Source organism: Microcoleus sp. FACHB-68, assembly GCF_014695715.1.
Lineage (GTDB): Bacteria > Cyanobacteriota > Cyanobacteriia > Cyanobacteriales > Oscillatoriaceae > FACHB-68.
Genome location: NZ_JACJOT010000006.1, coordinates 832045 through 852532, shown reverse-complemented (window position 1 = coordinate 852532; position 20488 = coordinate 832045). Strand labels below are relative to the sequence as shown.

Sequence of the window (20488 nt, the reverse complement as noted above, 5' to 3'; positions counted from 1 at the left end):
AAAGCTCTTTATAGGGCATGATTTATACTGCCTAATCAGTGGGTAATGCAAGGGGAAAAAAACTCGTGGTAGAACAACCATTGATTGGTAAGCTAGTTCGGGAACTACGGCAAGAAATGGGGCTGACGCAGGAGAAGTTTGCAGCCAAAATAGGCGTGACATTTCCAACAATTAACCGCTGGGAGAATGGGCGGGCCAAACCTTCACCCCTAGCAATGGAAAAAATTATGGCCATGCTGCACACCCTGGGTGATCGGGGTAAAGCATTGCTATCCAAATATTTTGCAGAAAAGGAGCTGGGTTTGTGACTATTAAGGTAAAAGCAACTCAGTCTGAAGATATCTTTAGCGATGGCAGAGAAATCGCATCTGTCATGCGGTCTTTAAACTGGTCAGAGACAGCCATTGGTTCAATCGAGCATTGGCCGCAGAGTTTACGCACAGCAGTGAGTATCTGCTTAGCTTCCCGCTTCCCCATGATGATCCTCTGGGGGGCAGAACTCGTGCAACTCTACAACGACAGCTATGCAACCCTTGTCGGTACACAGCAGCCAACCGCAATGGGCCAGCCGGCACGAGAATGCAGCACCCAAGACTGGCAGATCCATGCCCCAATTTATGAAGCCGTATTTTCCTCCGCACAAGTAACATACTTAGAAAACCAGCAGTTTCTCATCGAACGCACCGGCTATTTAGAAGAAAGTTACTTCACACTCTGCTATAGCCCAATCCGCGACGAAAGCGGCGGCGTTGGTGGCATTTTAATCACATTTTTAGAAACCACCGGCTCAGTCATCGATCAACGACGTTCGCAAACCCTGCGCGAGTTAGCATCCCACAGCGCCGAGGCGAGAAGTGCCGGCGAAGCCTGTAATCTGGCAGCACGCAGCCTTGCCGGCAACCCCGCAGATATTCCCTTTGCTCTGTTCTACCTGCTAGACACTCAGGGGACAAGTGCACATCTGGTTGCCACCGCAGGACTGGAAGCCGGCACACCCGCAAGTCCCCGATTTGTCAACTTCGCAGAACCATCCGAAACCTGGCCCTTAGCCGCCGTGGTGCGGACTGCTCACAGCCAACAAGTCGATAACTTAGAGGCGAAATTTGGCTCGCTGCCGGGAGGAATTTGGCCCGACTCGCCCCAGACAGCTGTGATTTTGCCCATTGCATCACCGGCATCCGAACATCCAGCCGGCCTGCTTGTTGCCGGAATTAGCCCCAGGCTTTCCCCAGACAGCAGCTACCGGCGCTTTTTAGAGTTAGTTGCCGGCGAAGTGGCAACCGCCGTCAGCAGTGGCATCAACTGGGAAGAAAATCGCAAATTGTCTGAGTTAACCGGACAGGCTCAAGCAGAGTCCACACCTAACCAGATCGTTAATATCCTCGAAAGCCTTACCGATGCCTTTATTGCCTTAGATAGCCAGTGGCGAATCACTTACCTCAATAAAGAGGCCGCAAAACTTACCAGCCAACAGCCAGAAGAATTAATTGGTAAAATTCTTTGGCAAGTGTGGCCCTGGTCAGCCGGCACCCTTTTAGAGCAAGAATACCGCCGCGCCCTTGCCGATCAAGTCGCTGTTCATTTTGAGGTTCTCTGCGGACCCCAAGATCAGTGGCTAGATATCCACGCTTACCCATCCGCTGATGGTCTCGGTATTTATTATCGGGATATCACAGAACGCAAGCGCGCAGAAGAGGTGCTGCGAACCACCGACGAGCGATTTCGCCTACTCGCCGAATCGATCCCGCAAATTGTCTGGATGGCTCACCCCAACGGCAAAGCAGAATACTTTAACCAAGGCTGGTTTGAATACACAGGACTGGAACCAAGTCAAGGATGGGCATCTGAGCAGGTGCTGCATCCTGAAGACTTGCCCCGGTGTCTTGAAGTTTGGAAAGCCGCCTGGAAAGCCGGTGAATCTTACACAATCGAGTACCGATTAAGACGTGCAAGTGATGGCACGTATCGCTGGCACTTGGGTCGAGCCTTACCCCAGCGAGACTCGGAAGGGCGAATTATCAAGTGGTATGGAACCATTACAGATATTGACGACCAAAAGCAGGCAGAGAAATCTTTCCGCTTTTTGACAGAACTTGATGAACGAATGCGTCGCCTCTCAGATCCAGAAGAAATAATTTCCACTGTGGTGAATGCAGTTGGGGAATTTCTTCAGGTCGCCCGCTGTACTTATGGCGAGTGGGATACCGAGAACAATATCGTGTGTGTCTATAGCGATTACTGTCAGGGCGTTTCCAGTCTTGCCGGCACCTATCCCCTCAAGGAATTTGGCGCTGACATCATTGACGATCTCAAAGCCGAGCGGATCATTGTCAATCGAGATGTGAAAACCGATCCCCGCACTGCCGGCACGATTTATCAAGCGATCTGCGAGTCGGTTGGCGTTCGCGCCTATGTGTTCGTTCCGTTAGTAAAAGACGAACAATGTGTCTGCCATTTAGCTGTTCAGACTTCCGGTGCACCGCGTATGTGGACATCCGAAGAAGTATCAGTTTTGCAGAAAGTGACTGAACGCATCTGGCTAATGGTTGAAAATGCCCGACTCAATCGCGCCACCACAGAAGCATTGAGGCAATCGCAGCAGCACGCCGGCCAGTTGCACGGGTTAACGGAGGCTGCACTCGCCATTAATTCTGCACTTTCGATTCAAGAAGTGCTGGAAACGATCACGCAACAGGCACGTTCAATTATTGGGGCGCACCAGTCCGTGACGAGCATGAGTGTTGACCAAAACTGGGCGCAAGCGATCAACAGTGTTTCGCTCTCAGACAAGTATGCAGCATGGCGAGATTATGAGGCTGTGACCGATGGTTCGGGCATTTACACCTGTGTTTGCCATCTGAACCGGCCCATGCGGCTGACTCAGGCAGAACTAGAAGTTCATCCCAAATGGCGGGGATTTGGTGAAGAAGCCCAAAATCACCCACCCCTGCGCGGTTGGTTAGCCGCACCGCTTGTCGGGTCAGATGGACACAATATCGGTTTGATTCAGTTATCAGATAAGTACGACGGTGAATTTACAGAAGAAGATGAAGCAATTATTGTGCAATTGGCGCAGATGGCTTCTGTTGCAGTAGAAAACACCCGACTTTATGAAGCCGAACAGCGTGCTCGCACTCAGGCGGAAGCGGCGAACCGAATTAAAGATGAATTTCTGGCGGTACTTTCTCATGAATTGCGCTCTCCACTAAACCCGATTTTGGGCTGGTCAAAGCTTCTTCGCAGCCGCAATTTACCGCCGGCAAAAGTTGCTTATGCGATTGAAACGATTGAGCGCAATGCACTTTTGCAGTCGCAACTGATTGAAGATTTGTTAGATGTTTCTCGCATTCTCCGGGGCAAGCTGAGTTTAAATATTTATCCCGTTGACTTGGCAAATGTGATTGAGGCAGCTTTGGAAACGGTGCGCTTGGCGGCTGAAGCGAAGTCTATTGAGATTGAAACAGTATTTGATGCGAATGTGGGAAAAGTTTCTGGCGATCCCAATCGCTTACAGCAAGTGATTTGGAATTTGCTATCAAATGCGGTTAAGTTTACACCGGCAGGCGGTCGGGTTACGTTGAAATTGCAAAGTGCCGGTATTCACGCTCAAATCCAAGTCAGTGATACGGGGCAAGGAATTAACCCGGAGTTTTTACCCTTCGTGTTTGATTATTTCCGCCAAGAGGATAGCACGACAACCCGAAGTTTTGGGGGGTTGGGGTTAGGATTGGCGATTGTGCGTCATTTAGTAGAACTGCACGGCGGGACGGTGCAAGCAACCAGTTTTGGAGAGAATCAAGGGGCAACTTTTACGATTCAACTACCTTTAATGAGGGTTGAGCCGGCCCTTCCTGAAGCCGATGTTTTGCCCCCAAACGCATTGAATTTGGCAGGGATTCGGGTATTGGTTGTGGAGGATGATGCGGATAGCCGGTCGTTGTTAGTGTTTTTGCTGGAAGAGTATGGCGCTTCTGTGCAGGCTGTGAGTTCTGCGTTTGAGGCACTAGAGGTGATTTCCCAAACGGGAGAGTTTGCTAACGTACAAGAGCAACCCGATATTTTGTTGAGCGATATTGGGATGGCGCAGATGGATGGTTATATGTTGATTCGTGAAATTCGAGCGATGCCGGCAGATAGAGGCGGGCAAATTCCGGCGATTGCGTTGACTGCTTATGCGGGAGAAATAGATCAGCAGCAGATTCTCAATGCGGGATTTCAAAAACATATTACTAAGCCGGTGGAACCTGCTTTTTTAGCCGGTGAGATTGCCCAGTTACTCGCTTCGCGTACACAGAATAATGAGCTATAGTGCCGGCGCAAATCCTAGCAGAGAAATTTAGAGGCGTCTTTCTCTCTCGCCGCCGCTTCCGTAAAGATTTTTTAAATGAGGAAAGCTATCCGTAATTCCACGGAGGGAAGTCTTGATGCAGTGCCTGAATTGGGGGATGAGGGGATTAAGATGCTGCCGCAAATTTGTTATTTTTGGCAACCAGCCGGCGAAGGGAGGGTTCTACACTGCTTGGTTTGGACTTCTCAGTTTTTTGCGAGGATTGAGGATCAGTAAAGGTGTTTTGATACTTAGAGGGTTCGCTGCTGGAAATTGCGGGTTGTTGTGCCGGCAGATTGATATCCTTCTTTTCTGGCCACAGTGTCAAATATCCATCGTTTTCTATGATCAAACACACTATATCGGCTCTGAGATACTTATTACAGCTCGTGATCGCAGCTTGACGCTCATCTGTCGGGAAGGATGGGCCTTTCGTAAATCGTGTGTTTTGATAAACGAGTTGGGAAGTTGCCTGGAAGGCAATCCCCAGAAGCCCTAATTCTTCAGCGTGAAGAAGCAGCACAATATATACCTCCAGATATCCGTACTTTACCAGTTATTTATGATACTACCGAAGTTCACAGAAAATTGTATCAGTAAAATCACATATTGTTGAAGCCGGTTTCATAAGAGAGCGTCAGGGGAAGCTATTGTCTACGGATGCCGCTTCACACAAATTCTGTCGGATATTTGCAAAAAATGGATAAAATACGGGCCTTAGTGCCGGTTGCTACAAGGTTTGAGATGCCGGCAAATCTTTGCTAAAGGTGCCAGTGCGGATCTTGATGCTTTAAATTCAACCCGGCGATGATGCCTGAGAATTTTGCAGAATCTAGCGGAATCGCTCAACTAACGTGATTGCTGCTTGGCGATGTTTTTCTACTAATTCAGGTGGAAATAGCAGTTGAGCACTTTCCATGTGCCGGTAAACCCAAAGCAGAAATTCTTGCAGCGATCTTGGCGGTAATTTCACCTGATAATCTACATAAAGCAAGTTTCCGAACTCGTCTTTTGGCCCCCGACGGATTTTTTGACGGGGATGCCGGCGATCTCCTTCTAAAATAAACCTAGTCACGGGCGGAAAAAATCGCACTTTGACTGTTTGAAACGTTAGCGTTCCCTGCAATTCTGCTTGTTGGTCTTCGGGTTCTCCCAAGTTTAATCCCCAGCCATTTTCTAGCAATTTATGAGCGTTTTTTAGACTCTGCTGTTGAGCTTCTAAGCCACGACCGGCAGGGTTGAGGATTTTGCAGTCGTTACTAAATCGATTGAGTCGCCCGACTGCTAGATGCCCATTCTCGCAATGTTCATAAATCAGATACCAGGCAATCTCGTAGTAAATAAGCTGTATCGGCCAGACTTGGATCGGCCCGACTCGACCTTTGCCATAAAAGTCGCTATGACGCGAAATTTCAATTGCTTGACCCCGCAAAATCGCGTTTTCTAACACATCCATTTGGTGGAATAAGTTATTTTTGTTTTGACCCTTTGCCATCATTTCTTGGGGGTCAGTGTAAACAATTGCGCGATTGATGTGTTGCTGTACGGGGTAGAAAAATTCTCCTTTTAGTTCTAAATCTAATCCTCGCAGTCGTTTTTCTAGAGTTTCATAAATCCGGCGAAGTTGAGGGTTTCCCTGATATTTGGCGGCAGACGCTAAGGCATGAAATGCCACTTGCAATTCTTCGGAATTCATCGCGCCGGTGCCGAGATAATAACCCCAGCGATACATTCGCCGGTGGAGAATTCCATACCGGCGTAAGGTTTCTAAATCTTTGCGGATCGTTGGAATTGCGGGGTAAGCTTCGGGAAACTCCACCCCATAAGCTATTGCGACTTCGCGTAATTTGGTTTGAACAATTTGCAAGGCGTCGTGATCTGCCTCTGTTCGTTCGTCAGAGTCAGGACAGCCAATTCCTGGATACTGCAAAAAGGTGGCAATCAGCAGCATTATGCGCTCAAAAGCAAGTTTGTCTGCGTAGGGGTGAAGAGTTGGATGCTTAGCCACGATTGGGGGTAGGTTAAGTAGGAGTGAAATGTCAAGTAAAAGAAAATATTCACATAAAAATTAATAGATTGTCTAGTTGAGGCTGACAAAGGGTTTAAGGCTTGTAACTTAATTTATTCAATATTGGGATTTTAGAGCAGTTGAGCTTGCACTGTTGTTAGACTCGGTACGTTACTGAGGAGAACTGAGAACAGTGTGTAAAGCATTCTGGCAAGCCAAAATCTGGGGTTTGCTGCACGAACCGGCACTCAAAGCGTTGTATCCAAACCTGGGTGGGGAAGGCGGATGGGAACGATTGCACTGTATGCAGGGTTGGGAGTCTCCCAAAGATCCAGCAAAACATCCAAATAGCAATTACAGTTCTACTTGGTTGGAATATGTGGGATTGTGCGACTTAATTGCATCAGCAAGTGATCGCACGACAGTTGGTCGGTTGCCGGCTGAACACAGTGCCATATTGTATGGCAGCGAAGGGTTACAGCTGCATCATTTGTTATCTGGGAAAAAACAAACGCTCATTCTTAATGAATGGCATCATCACATTACGGGTGCTGACAGTCGTGCTCGTACAGAATTTCTTGACGGTGTAGAAGAAGCCGCTCTTAATGAAATTCTTGAATGCGACGATCCGCAAGAAGTTTTTTGGTGGTTGTGGCGATGCTATACCCAAGCACTTTCGACTTCTTTGGGAGATGAACCTTGCATTCATCTACTGCCGGCGGAAACTCGTCTTCCTGATGCCTCTCTCTGGAGTCACGCCACGATGACTTCCGCTTTAGCTGGGGCATTAGCCGGCTATTATGACCAACTAGAAGATTACCCGAAAAAAAATGCTCGGTTCTTGCGATCTCGCCCCTACGTGGCGACGTTCAGCTTTACGCCGGTGCAAGAACTGATTAAAGCTAGCCGTAAAATGCGGGATTTCTGGGCCGGCTCTTGGCTATTGCACTATCTTTCTGCCAAAGTTTGTTGGGCGATTGCACAGAAATATGGCCCTGATACGTTGCTCTATCCTTGTTTGTATAGTCAGCCACTGATCGACCACTGGTTATTAAAGAAGTATGACTTTAACGAGTGGATAAAGCAACCGTCAGATCAACAATTACTGACTGCTGGATTTCCGAATGTGTTAGTGATGATTTTGCCGAATAACGGTAAAAATCCTGATGATATGAGTGGCAATCCCGTGCGTTCGGCGATGGCGTATGCCGAAGCAGTCCTTAAACAAGAATGGAATAATTTGGGTAAGGAAGTTTTAGCTTTTCTGCAATCGGGTAATAGAGAAGGAAGCCAAGAGTGGCGCGATATCAATCCTCAAACTTGGGAAGGCTGGCTGAAAACTCAGTGGCAAACTTATTGGGTTGCGCTACCCATTGGTGAGAGCACCGCTGAATTGCACCATTCCCCACGGCAGGATAAGGAATTTAAAGAATGGATCGGCAAACAAAACGACTTTGCCAATCCTTATCCTGCCTTATTTGTAAAGTCGGAATATCGATTTCTTGAAGCCGTTTTTAAACAAACCGCTCCGCAGGGGGAAGACAAGCCATCCGAAACCAGAGAGGAATTTAAAGCCAGACAACCTAATATAAATGTTGGTTCTTGGTGGGCTAGCATTTTTGACCAAGTTCGCTTCAATCTCAATAGTGTTAAGAATGCTCGAACCTGGCAGTTGCCAACAGCTTTTGGCCCCCGTTCAACAGTTTCTGGACTAGGTTCTGTTGTGCATCCTATCTACGATCCGGCAAAACCTGAGTGGGCAACTGAAGGGGAAACCGAGCAATTTTGGTCTAATGATATGGGGTTATTTGATGGCATTGAAGAACTGAATGCCACGGAAGTCCTCAAACGCGGTTTGCATCAAGTTTTGTTGCCGGTGCTGTTTCCAGATCGAGAGGACAATCAGCCGGGAAAAGTCCCTGTTCTCTATCCTGATTTAAGTTCTGGGGTGGCGGGATGGTTGCGGCAAATGGAAGAACAGGAAAATCAGGAGGCAATTTCGTATTTCCAGGGTGCTTGTCAAGAAATTATTAAAAACTTTCCTTGGGCAAAGGATGGAAAAGATGCACCGGCTCATTTACCGTGGGGTATTCCCTGGATTGCTAAAAATCACGACGATTGGCTGAATCCGCGCTTGCTGAATGCCGGCTGGTTGATAGATGATTTTCACGCCAAAAATCTAAATCCCGCTCAACCGTTGACGCTTAATGAGCAAAAGAAAGCTAAACAGGATGAGTTAAGGAGGCTACGAGAGCAGATTTCTCAAGGCTTTAAACCGGGCAATAATCCTACGGATTGGTATGTGCTAGCGGCTGGCGATGGCGATGGCATGAGTGAGTGGTTGAAAGGCGAGAAGCTTAAACCTTACAGCAATTATATGCCCGATGCTTTGCATGAAAAAATTAAGCAGATGCCAGAGCATTTACGAGAGCCATTTCAAGCGTTTTTAACGGTGACAAAGCGCATGGGGCCGGCAACTCACAGCGCGTTGAGTCGGGCTTTGTTAGATTTTTCAAATCAGCTAGTTCCTTATCTCACTGAAGAACGCTATGCCGGCAGGCTCATTTATGCCGGCGGTGATGATGTTCTCGCTTACACGAATCTCTGGGAGTGGGATAAGTGGTTGTGGGATATTCGCCAGTGTTTCCGAGGGGACGAAGATGAGAAAAATGAGTTTGATGATCAGGGAGATTATTGGCGCTGGAAAGGTGAAAAAAATATCCCTGAAATGATTTCTCCTCGTCCTCTGTTTACGATGGGGAATACTGCAACGATTAGTTTTGGAGTTGTGATTGCGAATCATTCGGTTCCTCTGGCAATTGCTCTTGAAAATCTTTGGGAAGCTGAGGATGAAGCAAAGGAACACTTCTATATCTCATCTGAGGGGAAGACGGAAAAGAAAGACGCAGTACAAGTTCGGGTTTTGTACGGCACCGGCAATGTATTGAAATCAACAGCGAAGTTTCATGTTTTTCAGTTGTGGAAGCAACTTTTGGAGGCTATACCCGATCTGGATGCGGCTCTTTTTGAGCAAGCGGCTACTGTGTGGAGTCAGCACCCTGCGCCGGTACTCGATGCAATTGCGCCTTGGACTCAGGCATTTTGCAATCGCCGCGATGTGTTTAAAGGGGATGACATCAGAAAAGCAAAGTTTCGGGAAGCTTTGGAAAATTTTCTGTGTGAACTCTGGAAAACGACTCCAGAAAAAGACGGTGAACGTGAAATTCAAAACTGGCTGAAACTAGCGGCGTTGATTATCCGTAAACGGGAGATAAAGTTAGGAGGTGAAAGTTAATGTATTGGTACACGCTCACCCCATTGGATGTGTTATTGTTTCGAGATGCTAAGCCTTTTACACCTGGGGAAAGGGCATGGGCCGGCAGCACTTTCCCCCCCAATCCTCATACGATTGCTGGGGCGTTAAGCGAGCTTGTTAACCGGGCAAAGGCAACCAAATTCACCCTAAAAGGCCCGTTTCTTTGCTACCAGGAAACGCTCTACTTCCCGCGACCTTTTAATTGGGTTGGCAAAAATCAATTGGTTCCTGCGTCCTGGCTTGCAGACAACCATCGATGCCGGCAAGCTATTTATGACCGCAATTATCCAGTCCCGTTGTTACTCGATAAAAGTCAGCATTCAACGGAAACTGAAGCGGAATCTGAAGCGGAATCTCGTTTGTATATCAGTCAAGATGTGGTGCTTAAACTTTTAGTCGGCCAACCAACGGAGGAGAAAGATTGGCTATGCAATGCCGGCGAAAATCCTAAGCCTTGGTCGGTGGAAACTCGTCCCCACAATGCGATTGAGCCGGGAACTCGCCAAGTTAAGGATGCTGATGGCTATTTTGTTGAAAATGCAGTGCGATTGCATTCGGGTTGGAGTTTAGCAATTGCGGTTGATGCGAAGACTCACGAAGCGATTCAGGAAATCGGGAAATTAGTAACTCTGCGATTGGGTGGGGAAGGACATCGCGCAATTTTTCAGCGTTGTCCGGTGCTTGATCAGCAGTGGAATAATCTCCAGAAAATTTCCCAAGCTAACTTTGAAAAAGGTAGCAACGAGAAGGCGAGATCCCTAGCCTATCTCGTTACCCCTGGTATATTTGAACGCCAACATGACAGCAACAAAGTCATGTGCCGTGCTTGGCCTTGGGAGTGGGATTTAGCATATCCGGGGAATCCGAAGGCAAGGCGGGGGCATTTGGTGAGTGTGGCGACGGATAAGCCGGTGCCCGTGAGCTGTCGGATTCGGGATCAGGAAGACAATAGCAGCATTCCCGCACCGCAAGTTTTTGCGGCACCGGCAGGCAGTGTTTATTACTTGAATCAACCGCAAATTTTGTTTGCTGAAGATTCCAAGGCTAAGCAGGGGAAAGCTTTAGATAAGGCTAAGCGGTTGCAACAGTTGGGCTATTCAGAATTACTTTGGATTTCTTTTCAATCTCAGTCAATCAACACACAAGCATCATGACGAATTATCTAACTTACACCTATCTTCTCACCCCTCTGCACACAGGAGCCAGTTCTCAAGCCGGCAATCTCATGGGAATTGCGCGGGAAGCTCAAACAGAATTGCCTTATCTGCCTTCTTCTTCACTTCGAGGCAAAATTCGCTCGGTTCTAGAATCTACTCATCCAGATGATGCTGGGGCTTTCTTTGGGGAACGCATTAAAGAGGGTCAGTTGGCAACGGAAGGAGAAGTTTGGTTTGCTGATGCCACGTTGCTGTTATTTCCTGTAGCTTCTTTCAGTCATCAATTTGTTTGGATTACTTGCCCTTTGTGGTTAATTCGCTGGAATCGCTGGTTGCAGAATCCAGAAATGACAACGCTGATTAAAGGGTGGCAAACAAGCCTTGCCGGCATTGATAAAAAAGCGATCTCTTCTATTGCTAGCAAGAAAATTTATTTGCAAGGGGCAGTGCTTCAAGAGGAGGAGATTGAACGTATTCAACCAGATGCTGCTTGCTGGAACTGCTTTGAAGAGATTCCTGATGGCGGGGGAATTCTTGATCTTCATCAGAAATTAGTCATTTTGTCAAATGAGGACTGTGCTTCTTTGGTGGAAACCGGCTTGCAGCGAGAAGTGAGAATAGCCCTTAAGACAGACCAGAAAACTGCTGCTGATGGTTCATTTCGTTCTGAAGAAGCGATGCCTTCAGAAACTATTCTGTTTTTCCCTTGGGGACTGAAGCCGGCTAAAAATCAGGAGAAGACAGAAAAGTGCCGCCAATCTTTAAAAGCAACTCTGAATGATCGGCTGCAATTTGGCGGGTTAGAAGGATTGGGGCGGGGATGGACGTTCAATAAAACTGTGGAAATTAATGTTGAAAAAGGAGAAGCATAAATGTTGAAGCTAGATACCCGTGATTTCAGTCATTCAGCCTATAAGGGCTTGCAAGAAGTGAAAGGAATTGTTGAGTCTAAAAATCATCAAAAGGCAAGTTCTGTGGTGCAAGGGTTGCCTTCTTATCTTTCGACTTGGGGATTGCACCGGCTAGCCGGCGATGGCAAGAAGTATCAATCTGGCGACACAAAATATAAAGGACAAGTTTATCAGCACTTTTTGAAAAAGTTGCAAGAGTTAAGTCAAGTGGCATTTGCTTTTGATGACTGTAGCACTTTGTTTGAAATGGAAATTCACGACTATACTGGCCTAAATCGTTTAGCGATTCAACTAGCCCAAGAGTGGTCATTCTGGGCGGAGCCAATTTTAGGAAAGGCAGAGGAAGTATGAGTTCAAAACCCAATAAATTGGCTAATTCTGCTGACATTTGGCGGGCGTTTATTACGGCTGAGCAAAAAATTAACTCCAAGTTGGGTAAAATATTTGCAGCCGCTACCTACGGAGGCTATGACAGGCCGGTTTTGACGCTTTATTTTGCTGATGAAGCAGCGGAAAAAGCAGCAAGAGGACAAATTCAACCGCTCAAAAATAAACTCAGCTCTCAATTGTTTTGTGAGCAGGTTGTATGCCGCACCGGCACTGCGCCGCCACCAGCAGCAAGCAATCAAGGGCGTTCAGAATCAATCAATCCGGTTAAAAATCAGGGGAATCCTTTACAGGCGCTAAACTTTGCTGAGTTTAAGGAGGTTAAAGGTAAAGAAATCGTTCAGCCGGTATTGGAATCTGCTGTGGGTGCAGAAAAAGATTGTGCCGGCATTTACACAAAGCTCTGCGAACGAACGCTGGCACTGGCTGGAGGAAAAGATAACACCCTCACTATTTCATTTAGCTGGCGGATGCGGGTTGGGGGAACCAGAGGATTTCGGGAATTGTTGCTGCCGGCATTCCATCCAGTTTTTGGCGTTCCCTACATTCCTGCTTCCAGTCTCAAAGGTGCGGCAAAACATTGGGCGAAAAGTCACCATCCCGACCAATCTGAGGTTACAGAATTACTGGGAATGCTGGTGGGTAAAACTGTCAAAGCTGCCAAAATTATATTTCTGGATGCTTTTCCCACAAAACCCTGTTTGAGTGTGGATGTGGCAACTCCCCAGTGGGTTTGGAACAATCAACATGAAGTCAAATACAAACCCGAACCTCATGCCTTGTTGAGTTTAGAACAGCCGCAATTTTTAATCGGTTTACAGGCAACATCCCCGCAATATGCCGATAAAATTGAACTGGTTAAAACTTGGCTGAAAAATGCCCTTGATACCGGCGGCCTTGGTTCCCGTATTAGCGGAGGTTACGGGCGCACGATCAGTCAGGAACCGCAGCTTCCTCACAGTAAAAATTTCAATTTTGAGCTATGGACGCAGGGAATCTATGGCGGGGATCAGCAGAAGCCAGAATTTCGACCAACTGCCTTACGGGGAATTTTGCGCTACTGGTTTCGGGCTGTGGCTTTAGGATTATATGACGCTGAAAATTGTTTAAAGTTGGAAGAAAAGCTGTTTGGCAACTTGGGGCAACCAGGTCAAATTTTGATCAGCACTCGTACGAACCCACCGGCACAGACAAACCCCTATTGTTACACCGGCACTATCTATCTCGAAGCAAGCGAGAAGCGCTATTTGAACCTGGTTGAGCAATTGTTGATTTTAGCCTCTCATTTAGGCGGTGTGGGGCGTGGTTCTCGCCGACCTTTGCATTTGCTGAATGGGAGGATGCGAGGATGTCACTGGACTTTGGACAGGGCGGATTTACCGTTTGAGTTTGATCTTGAACAATGGAAAGGCTTTTTTAAGCAATTGATAGAGGTGTTTAAAACTGTGGAAACACCCATTGGTTCTTACACGAGCAGTCCTGGTGAACCGGGTTCTCGCCGGCAGGATGTATTAGACAAAAATGCTCAAGTCTGGCTGTTGAAATCATCGGCTCAAGTTTCGCCAAAAAAGGTGAAAAATTGGCAAACAGAAGGCAACCAAGATAATGTGCGGGGTTCTGCTTTGAGTTTACTGTATGGAGACACTTGCTTCAAAGGTGAAAATCAAGAAAAACAGGGTAATTCCAATGTTGGGGGAAAACTCGGAACGCCTTCTTTTGTTTGGATTAAGTCGATTTTTCCTGCCGGCACCTCACCTTATCAAGTGGTTACTCTCTTTGGAGTCGATGATAAGGCTCGCCTAAAATTTGCTGAAGCTTTGCAAAACATAGGAGCAAACTTGATTTTTGGAGAAATGCCTTCTAGCGATTCTTCTCATCGTCCGAAACTCAAACGTAAGTAGCGCTGACGCTGATCATTTAGTCAACTGAAAATCATCATTTCAAATTACATCCTTTCAGGTAAAATATGGCAAGTATTGTTGTTTCGTTTGTTGGCAAACAAGATCCTGGTTCCGATAAAACAAAAGAAGACGGATCGATTCTTTCTCTAGTGCGTCATCTGCTGGCGCAAAACTTCACGATTACTCGCGTGATTCTTTTGTACACAAGTAGGGATGACATTACGCCTCTGGCAAACCTTACGAAGGAATGGCTGGGTGAGGAACTCCAGATTTCGGGAGAAATTGTTGACCTGATCCCGGTTGATAAGGCCCTTACTGACGATCCTGTTGATTTACTGGGGGCTGTGCAGGCGGCGCGTCAGGGAATGGAACGTGCAAAGTCTTATTTAACACCGGCAGATCAATTAGAGTTCAATGCTTCTTCAGGAACGCCGGTGATGAAATCGGCGTGGAGTATTTTACAGGCGGCGGGGTATGCGCCGGCAAGTCGTGTTTGGCAGGTACGAAATCCTAGGGAAATGGAGTTGGGACAAGATAGAGTTTTTGAAACGAATGTGGATACTTTGAAAAATGAATTTGACCTGAAGGTTGTTCAGCAACAAATTCTTGATTATAACTACAGTGGTGCTTTGGCAACTCTCAAGGAAACTAAGCTTTCTACTAATATCATTACCGCGCTTTTAGAGTCTGGTCATCACCGGCTCGCTTTTGATTTTAATCGAGCTGATGCGTCTATACAACCTATACGGAGTGAGCTGAATGATAACCGATGGATTGGGGAGATTGCGGCGCTGCGGCGAAAGGAGCAAGGGGCTATACTGGCAGAGCTGTACTTTAAGGCTGTAATTAAGCTGAAAAATCAAGAATATGCTGATTTTTTGGTTCAGGTTGTTGCTTTTCAGGAAAATGCACTGCGGATTTTGATTCAGCAGAAGTTTTTACCTGACGTGAAAAAAGGTTGGAAAGAATGCGAGGAAAAAATTAAGAAAGAAATTAACACCTTTGATGAGGGGAAGCTTTACCAGTATTTAAAAAACTACTGCGTCGAGGAAAATGGTTGGTCACTGCGGTTAGAGGAACAGTATATTCACCGGCTGACGATGATTGCGGTTCTGGAATATTTTCCGGAGTTGGCAAGTTTAGTTGAATCTATCAAATATTTGGGTGGTTATTGCAAGCAGCGGAATGATTCGGTGCATCAGCTTGAGGGGGTTTCTGAAATTGAGAATCAACCGGAGCTTTTAGCGAATTTACGCAAAATTGTGCGGGGAATTACAAAGCTGCCGGCAACGAATCCTTTTGATGATCTCAATCAAACAATCTGCGCTCAGCTTGAAGATTGTCTCCGCCCTTAATTTTTTGGGAGTGTGGTGAGGAAATAAGGGAAGATGGGGGAGAATTGGGTTTACAAGGGTGATTTTTTTTGATTAAACTTGAGAATCATCCTCATCATCTTCCTCCAACTCTGGAGTTTCCCACTCGCTGGGAAGATTATTTGAATGGAAACTGCTTGGCGATTTCTGTGCTTGTGAAGTTGGCGGAGAACGCTTGTTTCCCACTCGCTGGGAAGATTATTTGAATGGAAACTTAGATCCTATCAATTCCTCTCTGAGTAAGGCTTTTAGGGTTTCCCACTCGCTGGGAAGATTATTTGAATGGAAACTGCATTCGGCTTTTTGGGATTCTTCTCTGATGCTTCGGTTTCCCACTCGCTGGGAAGATTATTTGAATGGAAACAAATTTGCCTTTTCAAGATTGCAATTCTCGATTTGGTTTCCCACTCGCTGGGAAGATTATTTGAATGGAAACTTGTCAACCTCTAATTAATTTGATGAGCTTGTAAGTTTCCCACTCGCTGGGAAGATTATTTGAATGGAAACTTGTGAGAGCGGAAATAAACGCAATCCTTACAGGTGTTGGCTTGTTTCCCACTCGCTGGGAAGATTATTTGAATGGAAACTTGCTCACCATCGCGGTAGCCTTCGGCATAACCTTTTCCCACTCGCTGGGAAGATTATTTGAATGGAAAACCGCAGAGGTAGATAAAAGCGTAGATTGCTGTATTGTTTCCCACTCGCTGGGAAGATTATTTGAATGGAAACGTGTACCGCGCCACTTGCACAAAAAGCCAGTGTTTCGGGTTTTCAATGTTTCCCACTCGCTGGGAAGATTATTTGAATGGAAACTTGTCAACCTGTTCATAAACTTGAGCTATCCACCAGATGCGAATAGTTTTCCAATCGCTGGGAAGATTATTTGAATGGAAACGCATATCCTATGACGTTTTCGAGGGTGAAAAACTTAGGTTTCCCACTAGCTGGGAAGATTATTTGAATGGAAACAACTGTGTACCAACACCCACCACTGAACGATTCTCGTTTCCCACTCGGTGGGAAGATTATTTGAATGGAAACTGAATTTCTGCTTTTTGAGTTGTCATTTGTTTGTTGTTTCCCACTCGCTGGGAAGATTATTTGAATGAAAACAAGTCGCCACCAAATATCGAGAACACGAAAGCCAAGCCGGGATGTTTCTCACTCGCTGGGAAGATTATTTGAATGGAAACGGGGGAAAAGCTCCATAAACATAATTCCAAATAATTGGCTGTTTCCCACTCGCTGGGAAGATTATTTGAATGGAAACCATTCCATTTTTGATTGATAGAATCAGGCGATCACACCGTTTCCCACTCGCTGGGAAGATTATTTGAATGGAAACGACTCTTCCATGTTTTTGTCAACTTCTTCTTTACTGTTTCCCACTCGCTGGGAAGATTATTTGAATGGAAACTTTTGCCGGCACAAATGCGTTGAACCAAATATCCATGTTTCCCACTCGCTGGGAAGATTATTTGAATGGAAACTTCCAAATTTCTCGGCTTTCCCTGCGCCGGCGTTCGTGTTTCCCACTCGCTGGGAAGATTATTTGAATGGAAACACCCAATGCTACTCGCACATTCCATTCTCTCTGCAAAGTTTCCCACTCGCTGGGAAGATTATTTGAATGGAAACTGTAACCCTCAATCCCAACCCACCGCCACGACGCCGTTTCCCACTCGCTGGGAAGATTATTTGAATGGAAACCCTAAATGTGATGCGATTGCTAGTGCGCTGTAAGTTTGTTTCCCACTCGCTGGGAAGATTATTTGAATGGAAATTTGAGGTAGGGCGCTTGGCGATTTCAACCTTCAATGTTTCCCACTCGCTGGGAAGATTATTTGAATGGAAACAAGTTGGGGCAATCTTGGGTGATGTCGGCTTCAAAGTTTCCCACTCGCTGGGAAGATTATTTGAATGGAAACGTTAGAAATCGTTGCCTCATTATTGATCTTAATTGAGGTTTCCCACTCGCTGGGAAGATTATTTGAATGGAAACGAGAAATCACAAAACCTCCTCCCAAAAAGTTAGCAAAGAAGAAAATCAGGGCAATCTAGCCCATCGAAACCTCCCGAAACTCCCCAATGCCTTTCAAAAAAAATCATCCATTCACCGGCATCCAAATCACCCTCTTCCTCACCCTCTGCCTGATCACCGGCAGCCTCGCCTTCACCCACCCCTTCTCCCCCAAAGAAGCCTTTGGTTATCCCGGAACTTGCCCAAATTGGCCGGCTTCCACCCTCACCTTCCTGGGAACCGCCGCCAACCCCACCTCAAAAGTTTGGTTCACCGGCATCAATGGAATTCTGGGAGAAATCTTCTATCCCTCCGCCGACAAACCGGCAACCGTAGACTGGCAATTTTTAATCGGTGATGCCAATAAAACTTGGGTGGATGAAGAAAAGCAAGACACCACCCATCAAGTCAGATTAAATCACCCCCATTCCCTCGCTTGGAATCTCACCAACACCGCCAAAAATAACCACTATCAAATCCAAAAAACCATCTTCACCGATCCCACCCGCAACAGCTTAATTCAGCAAATCACCTTCACCGCCTTAACCGGCACCTTAAAAGATTACAACCTTTACACCTTATATCATCCCGCCATATCCAATAATGGCAAAGCCACCACAGGTTCCCACACAACCGACAACGGCAAAAACATATTAATTGCTCAAAACGCCAATAGCGGTGAAACCTCAGCCTTAGCCAGTTCCTTAAACTTCCAACCCCAGACAATTTCTGCCGGCTTCGTCGGCTATAGTGACGGCTGGCAAGATTTAAAAGGTGGCAAAATTGACAACACCCTGAACTGGAAATTTGACACCGCCACCAATGGAAATATCGCGCAAATCGCCCAATTCGATCTCAGCGATTATCCCCATCAAAAATCCATCACTTTTCACTTAGTTCTCGGCTTTGGTGACAGTGAAACCAGCGCCAAAGCCGCAGCCGCCGGCACCCTTGGCGATAACATTTCCACCCTCCTTTCCACCTACAACAGCCAATGGAATTACTACACCGATCATCTCAATTCCTTTGACAACACAGCCGATCAACAGTATTACCTTGCCGCAATGGTATTAAAAGCCTCCCAAGACAAATCCTCCGGCGCAATGGTTGCTGGTTTAGGGAATCCTTGGGGAGAATCAAATTACTCAATTTGCACACCCTTTGGCGTGGAAATGCAAGGCGGATATCATTTAATTTGGCCGCGAGATTTATATAAATTTGCCAGCGCTTTAATCGCTGCCGGTGACAGAGAAACAGCTAACTCCGCCTTAAATTGGTTATTCAATAAAAGTCAACAACCAGACGGACATTTCCTGCAAAATGCCTTCGCCGATGGCACCCCTTATTGGAATAGCATCCAAATGGATCAAACCGCCTTTCCCATCATTCTCGCTTGGAAATTAGGCCGAAACGATCCCCAAACTTATCTCAAACATATCAAACCCGCCGCTGATTTTATCGTCAAAAATGGCCCTTGGACACAACAAGAACGCTGGGAAGAAAATGCCGGCTACTCTCCCGCCACCATCGCCGCCGAAATAGCCGGTTTAGTGTGTGCCGCAGACATCGCTAAACTCAACGGAGATACCCCCACCCAGCAACACTATTTAGCCACCGCAGATTACTGGCAAAGCCTGGTAGAAACTTGGACATTTACCACCACAGGTTCTATCGGCAACGGCAACTATTATCAACGAATTGATGATAACGGCAACCCCAACGACGGACATCTTTTAAACATCAGTAACGGCGGCGGTTCCTACGACGAACGCAGCATCGTTGACACCAGCTTTTTAGAATTAGTTCGTCATGGCGTAAAAGCTTGGAATAATCCCTATATTTTATCATCCCTACCGGCAATCGATTCCACCATTAAACAAACCCTTCCCAACAAAGGCGAAGCCTGGTTTCGATACAATCACGACGGCTACGGCGAAACAGCAGCCGGCGCAGATTATACAGGTGCCGGCATCGGGCGTTTGTGGCCAATATTCACCGGCGAACGCGGTCATTATGCGATTGCCGGCGGCGAAAAAGCCGACACTTACTTAGCCACCCTAAGAGCATTTGCCAACGATTCTTATATGATTCCCGAACAAGTTTGGGATCTCAACGCTCCCTCCCAATTTACCCCAGGAACCCCCACAAAATCCATGACACCTCTTTCCTGGTCAATGGGAGAATACATCACCCTCCTAGCCTCAAATCACAGCGGAAAAGTAATCGATATGCCCGCAATTGTTCATCAGCGTTATGTTACCAACGCTTACAAACCCCAACAAAATTATCCAGTTGATTATAATAAAACCGCTGCCGCACAAGGCAAAGCCTTAACCATTTATTACAAAGGTTCCTTAGCCAACGCCTCCCAAGTTAAATTGCACTGGGGTTACAACAATTGGCAATTCATTACAGATAAACCCATGATCAAGCGAACCGATGGATTTTGGGAAACAACCCTTTCACTGCCAGTAACAGGAACCACCTTAAACTTTGCGTTTACCGACGGCAAAACATGGGATAATACCGGAAAAAATTGGAATCAAACAATTGCAACCGGCACCTTTCAACCAATCAACACCCCCATCGATATTTGGCCAAATCCCGTCATATCCGGACAACCGCTCAAAATTTATTACAAAGGTTCACTTGCCGGTGCTGCAACTGCAATCACCCTGCACTGGGGTCATAATGGATTTAAAAACCCAACAGACGTACCCATGAAAAAAGAAGCCGGTGATTACTGGACAACAACAATAAACCTACCAGAAACAAGCACATTAAACCTCACCTTCCTCAACCAATCCCAAGAATGGGATAACAATAATTTAAACAATTACAACTACACAACCTCACAACGCTAACCTTATCTACATCCTTCCACAACTACCCACAAACAAACTATCCTCTTCATCTGCGTTTATCTGCGTGCATCTGCGGTTAAAAATCTTAATCTGCCGGCACCCACAAACAAACTATCCTTTATGCCTAACGGCACGCTGCGCTATCATCTGCGTTCATCTGCGTATGGCTAACGCCACGCTGCGCTATCATCTGCGGTTAAAAATCTTAATCTGCCGGCACCCAC

11 protein-coding genes and 1 CRISPR repeat array are annotated in these 20488 nt (G+C 46.5%); of the genes, 9 read left to right on the top strand and 2 right to left on the bottom strand.

Annotated features, from left to right (window positions below; genetic code table 11):
• The first annotated feature begins 65 nt into the window (after positions 1 to 65).
• Positions 66 to 308, top strand: a complete 243-nt coding sequence (locus tag H6F73_RS08010; protein ID WP_347239494.1) for a helix-turn-helix transcriptional regulator — start codon at positions 66 to 68, stop codon at positions 306 to 308.
• A complete protein-coding gene (locus H6F73_RS27240) occupies positions 305 to 4309 on the top strand; it encodes a PAS domain-containing protein (protein WP_190758221.1) in 4005 nt (1334 codons plus the stop codon). The genes H6F73_RS08010 and H6F73_RS27240 overlap by 4 nt, the downstream gene beginning before the upstream one ends.
• A gap of 145 nt (positions 4310 to 4454) precedes the next feature.
• On the opposite strand, the gene H6F73_RS08000 is transcribed toward H6F73_RS27240, so the two are convergent.
• Positions 4455 to 4850: a hypothetical protein gene (locus H6F73_RS08000; protein ID WP_190758220.1), complete on the bottom strand. Its 396-nt coding sequence runs from the start codon at positions 4848 to 4850 to the stop codon at positions 4455 to 4457.
• Positions 4851 to 5159: 309 nt separating this feature from the next.
• On the bottom strand, positions 5160 to 6335 hold the full coding sequence (locus tag H6F73_RS07995; protein ID WP_347239493.1) for a WYL domain-containing protein: 1176 nt from the start codon (positions 6333 to 6335) through the stop codon (positions 5160 to 5162).
• A gap of 193 nt (positions 6336 to 6528) precedes the next feature.
• On the opposite strand from H6F73_RS07995, the gene cas10 reads away from it, so the two are divergent.
• The 7 genes from cas10 (at position 6529) to H6F73_RS07960 (ending at position 20264) form a co-directional block, all read left to right on the top strand.
• The gene (gene cas10, locus H6F73_RS07990) at positions 6529 to 9630 is read left to right on the top strand and encodes a type III-B CRISPR-associated protein Cas10/Cmr2 (RefSeq protein WP_190758219.1); all 3102 of its coding nucleotides are present in this window, start codon (positions 6529 to 6531) and stop codon (positions 9628 to 9630) included.
• Positions 9630 to 10805 (top strand): type III-B CRISPR module-associated Cmr3 family protein, encoded by a 1176-nt coding sequence (locus tag H6F73_RS07985; protein ID WP_190758218.1) that lies wholly within the window; start codon positions 9630 to 9632, stop codon positions 10803 to 10805. Before cas10 ends, H6F73_RS07985 begins: the two co-directional genes overlap by 1 nt.
• Positions 10802 to 11680: a type III-B CRISPR module RAMP protein Cmr4 gene (cmr4, locus tag H6F73_RS07980; protein WP_190758217.1), complete on the top strand. Its 879-nt coding sequence runs from the start codon at positions 10802 to 10804 to the stop codon at positions 11678 to 11680. The genes H6F73_RS07985 and cmr4 overlap by 4 nt, the downstream gene beginning before the upstream one ends.
• Entirely contained in the window at positions 11681 to 12070 is a 390-nt protein-coding gene (locus H6F73_RS07975; protein WP_190758216.1) for a hypothetical protein, read from the top strand.
• Positions 12067 to 14007, top strand: coding sequence for an RAMP superfamily CRISPR-associated protein (locus H6F73_RS07970; protein ID WP_190758215.1), 1941 nt, complete (start codon positions 12067 to 12069; stop codon positions 14005 to 14007). Before H6F73_RS07975 ends, H6F73_RS07970 begins: the two co-directional genes overlap by 4 nt.
• Positions 14008 to 14072: 65 nt before the next feature.
• The gene (locus tag H6F73_RS07965; protein ID WP_190758214.1) at positions 14073 to 15362 is read left to right on the top strand and encodes a hypothetical protein; all 1290 of its coding nucleotides are present in this window, start codon (positions 14073 to 14075) and stop codon (positions 15360 to 15362) included.
• Between the two features lie 115 nt (positions 15363 to 15477).
• Positions 15478 to 17382: direct repeats of the CRISPR family, unit length 37 nt; unit sequence GTTTCCCACTCGCTGGGAAGATTATTTGAATGGAAAC.
• An 86-nt stretch (positions 17383 to 17468) separates the two neighbouring features.
• On the top strand, positions 17469 to 20264 hold the full coding sequence (locus H6F73_RS07960; RefSeq protein WP_190758213.1) for a glycoside hydrolase family 15 protein: 2796 nt from the start codon (positions 17469 to 17471) through the stop codon (positions 20262 to 20264).
• Positions 20265 to 20488 lie beyond the last annotated feature (224 nt).

What these genes read in the sequence shown, in the direction of transcription:
- H6F73_RS07965 (WP_190758214.1), top strand. Translation starts at nt 14,073, where the DNA reads ATGGCAAGTATTGTTGTTTCGTTTGTTGGCAAACAAGATCCTGGTTCC.
- H6F73_RS07975 (WP_190758216.1), top strand. Translation starts at nt 11,681, where the DNA reads ATGTTGAAGCTAGATACCCGTGATTTCAGTCATTCAGCCTATAAGGGC.
- H6F73_RS07960 (WP_190758213.1), top strand. Translation starts at nt 17,469, where the DNA reads ATGCCTTTCAAAAAAAATCATCCATTCACCGGCATCCAAATCACCCTC.
- cmr4 (WP_190758217.1), top strand. Translation starts at nt 10,802, where the DNA reads ATGACGAATTATCTAACTTACACCTATCTTCTCACCCCTCTGCACACA.
- H6F73_RS07970 (WP_190758215.1), top strand. Translation starts at nt 12,067, where the DNA reads ATGAGTTCAAAACCCAATAAATTGGCTAATTCTGCTGACATTTGGCGG.
- H6F73_RS07985 (WP_190758218.1), top strand. Translation starts at nt 9,630, where the DNA reads ATGTATTGGTACACGCTCACCCCATTGGATGTGTTATTGTTTCGAGAT.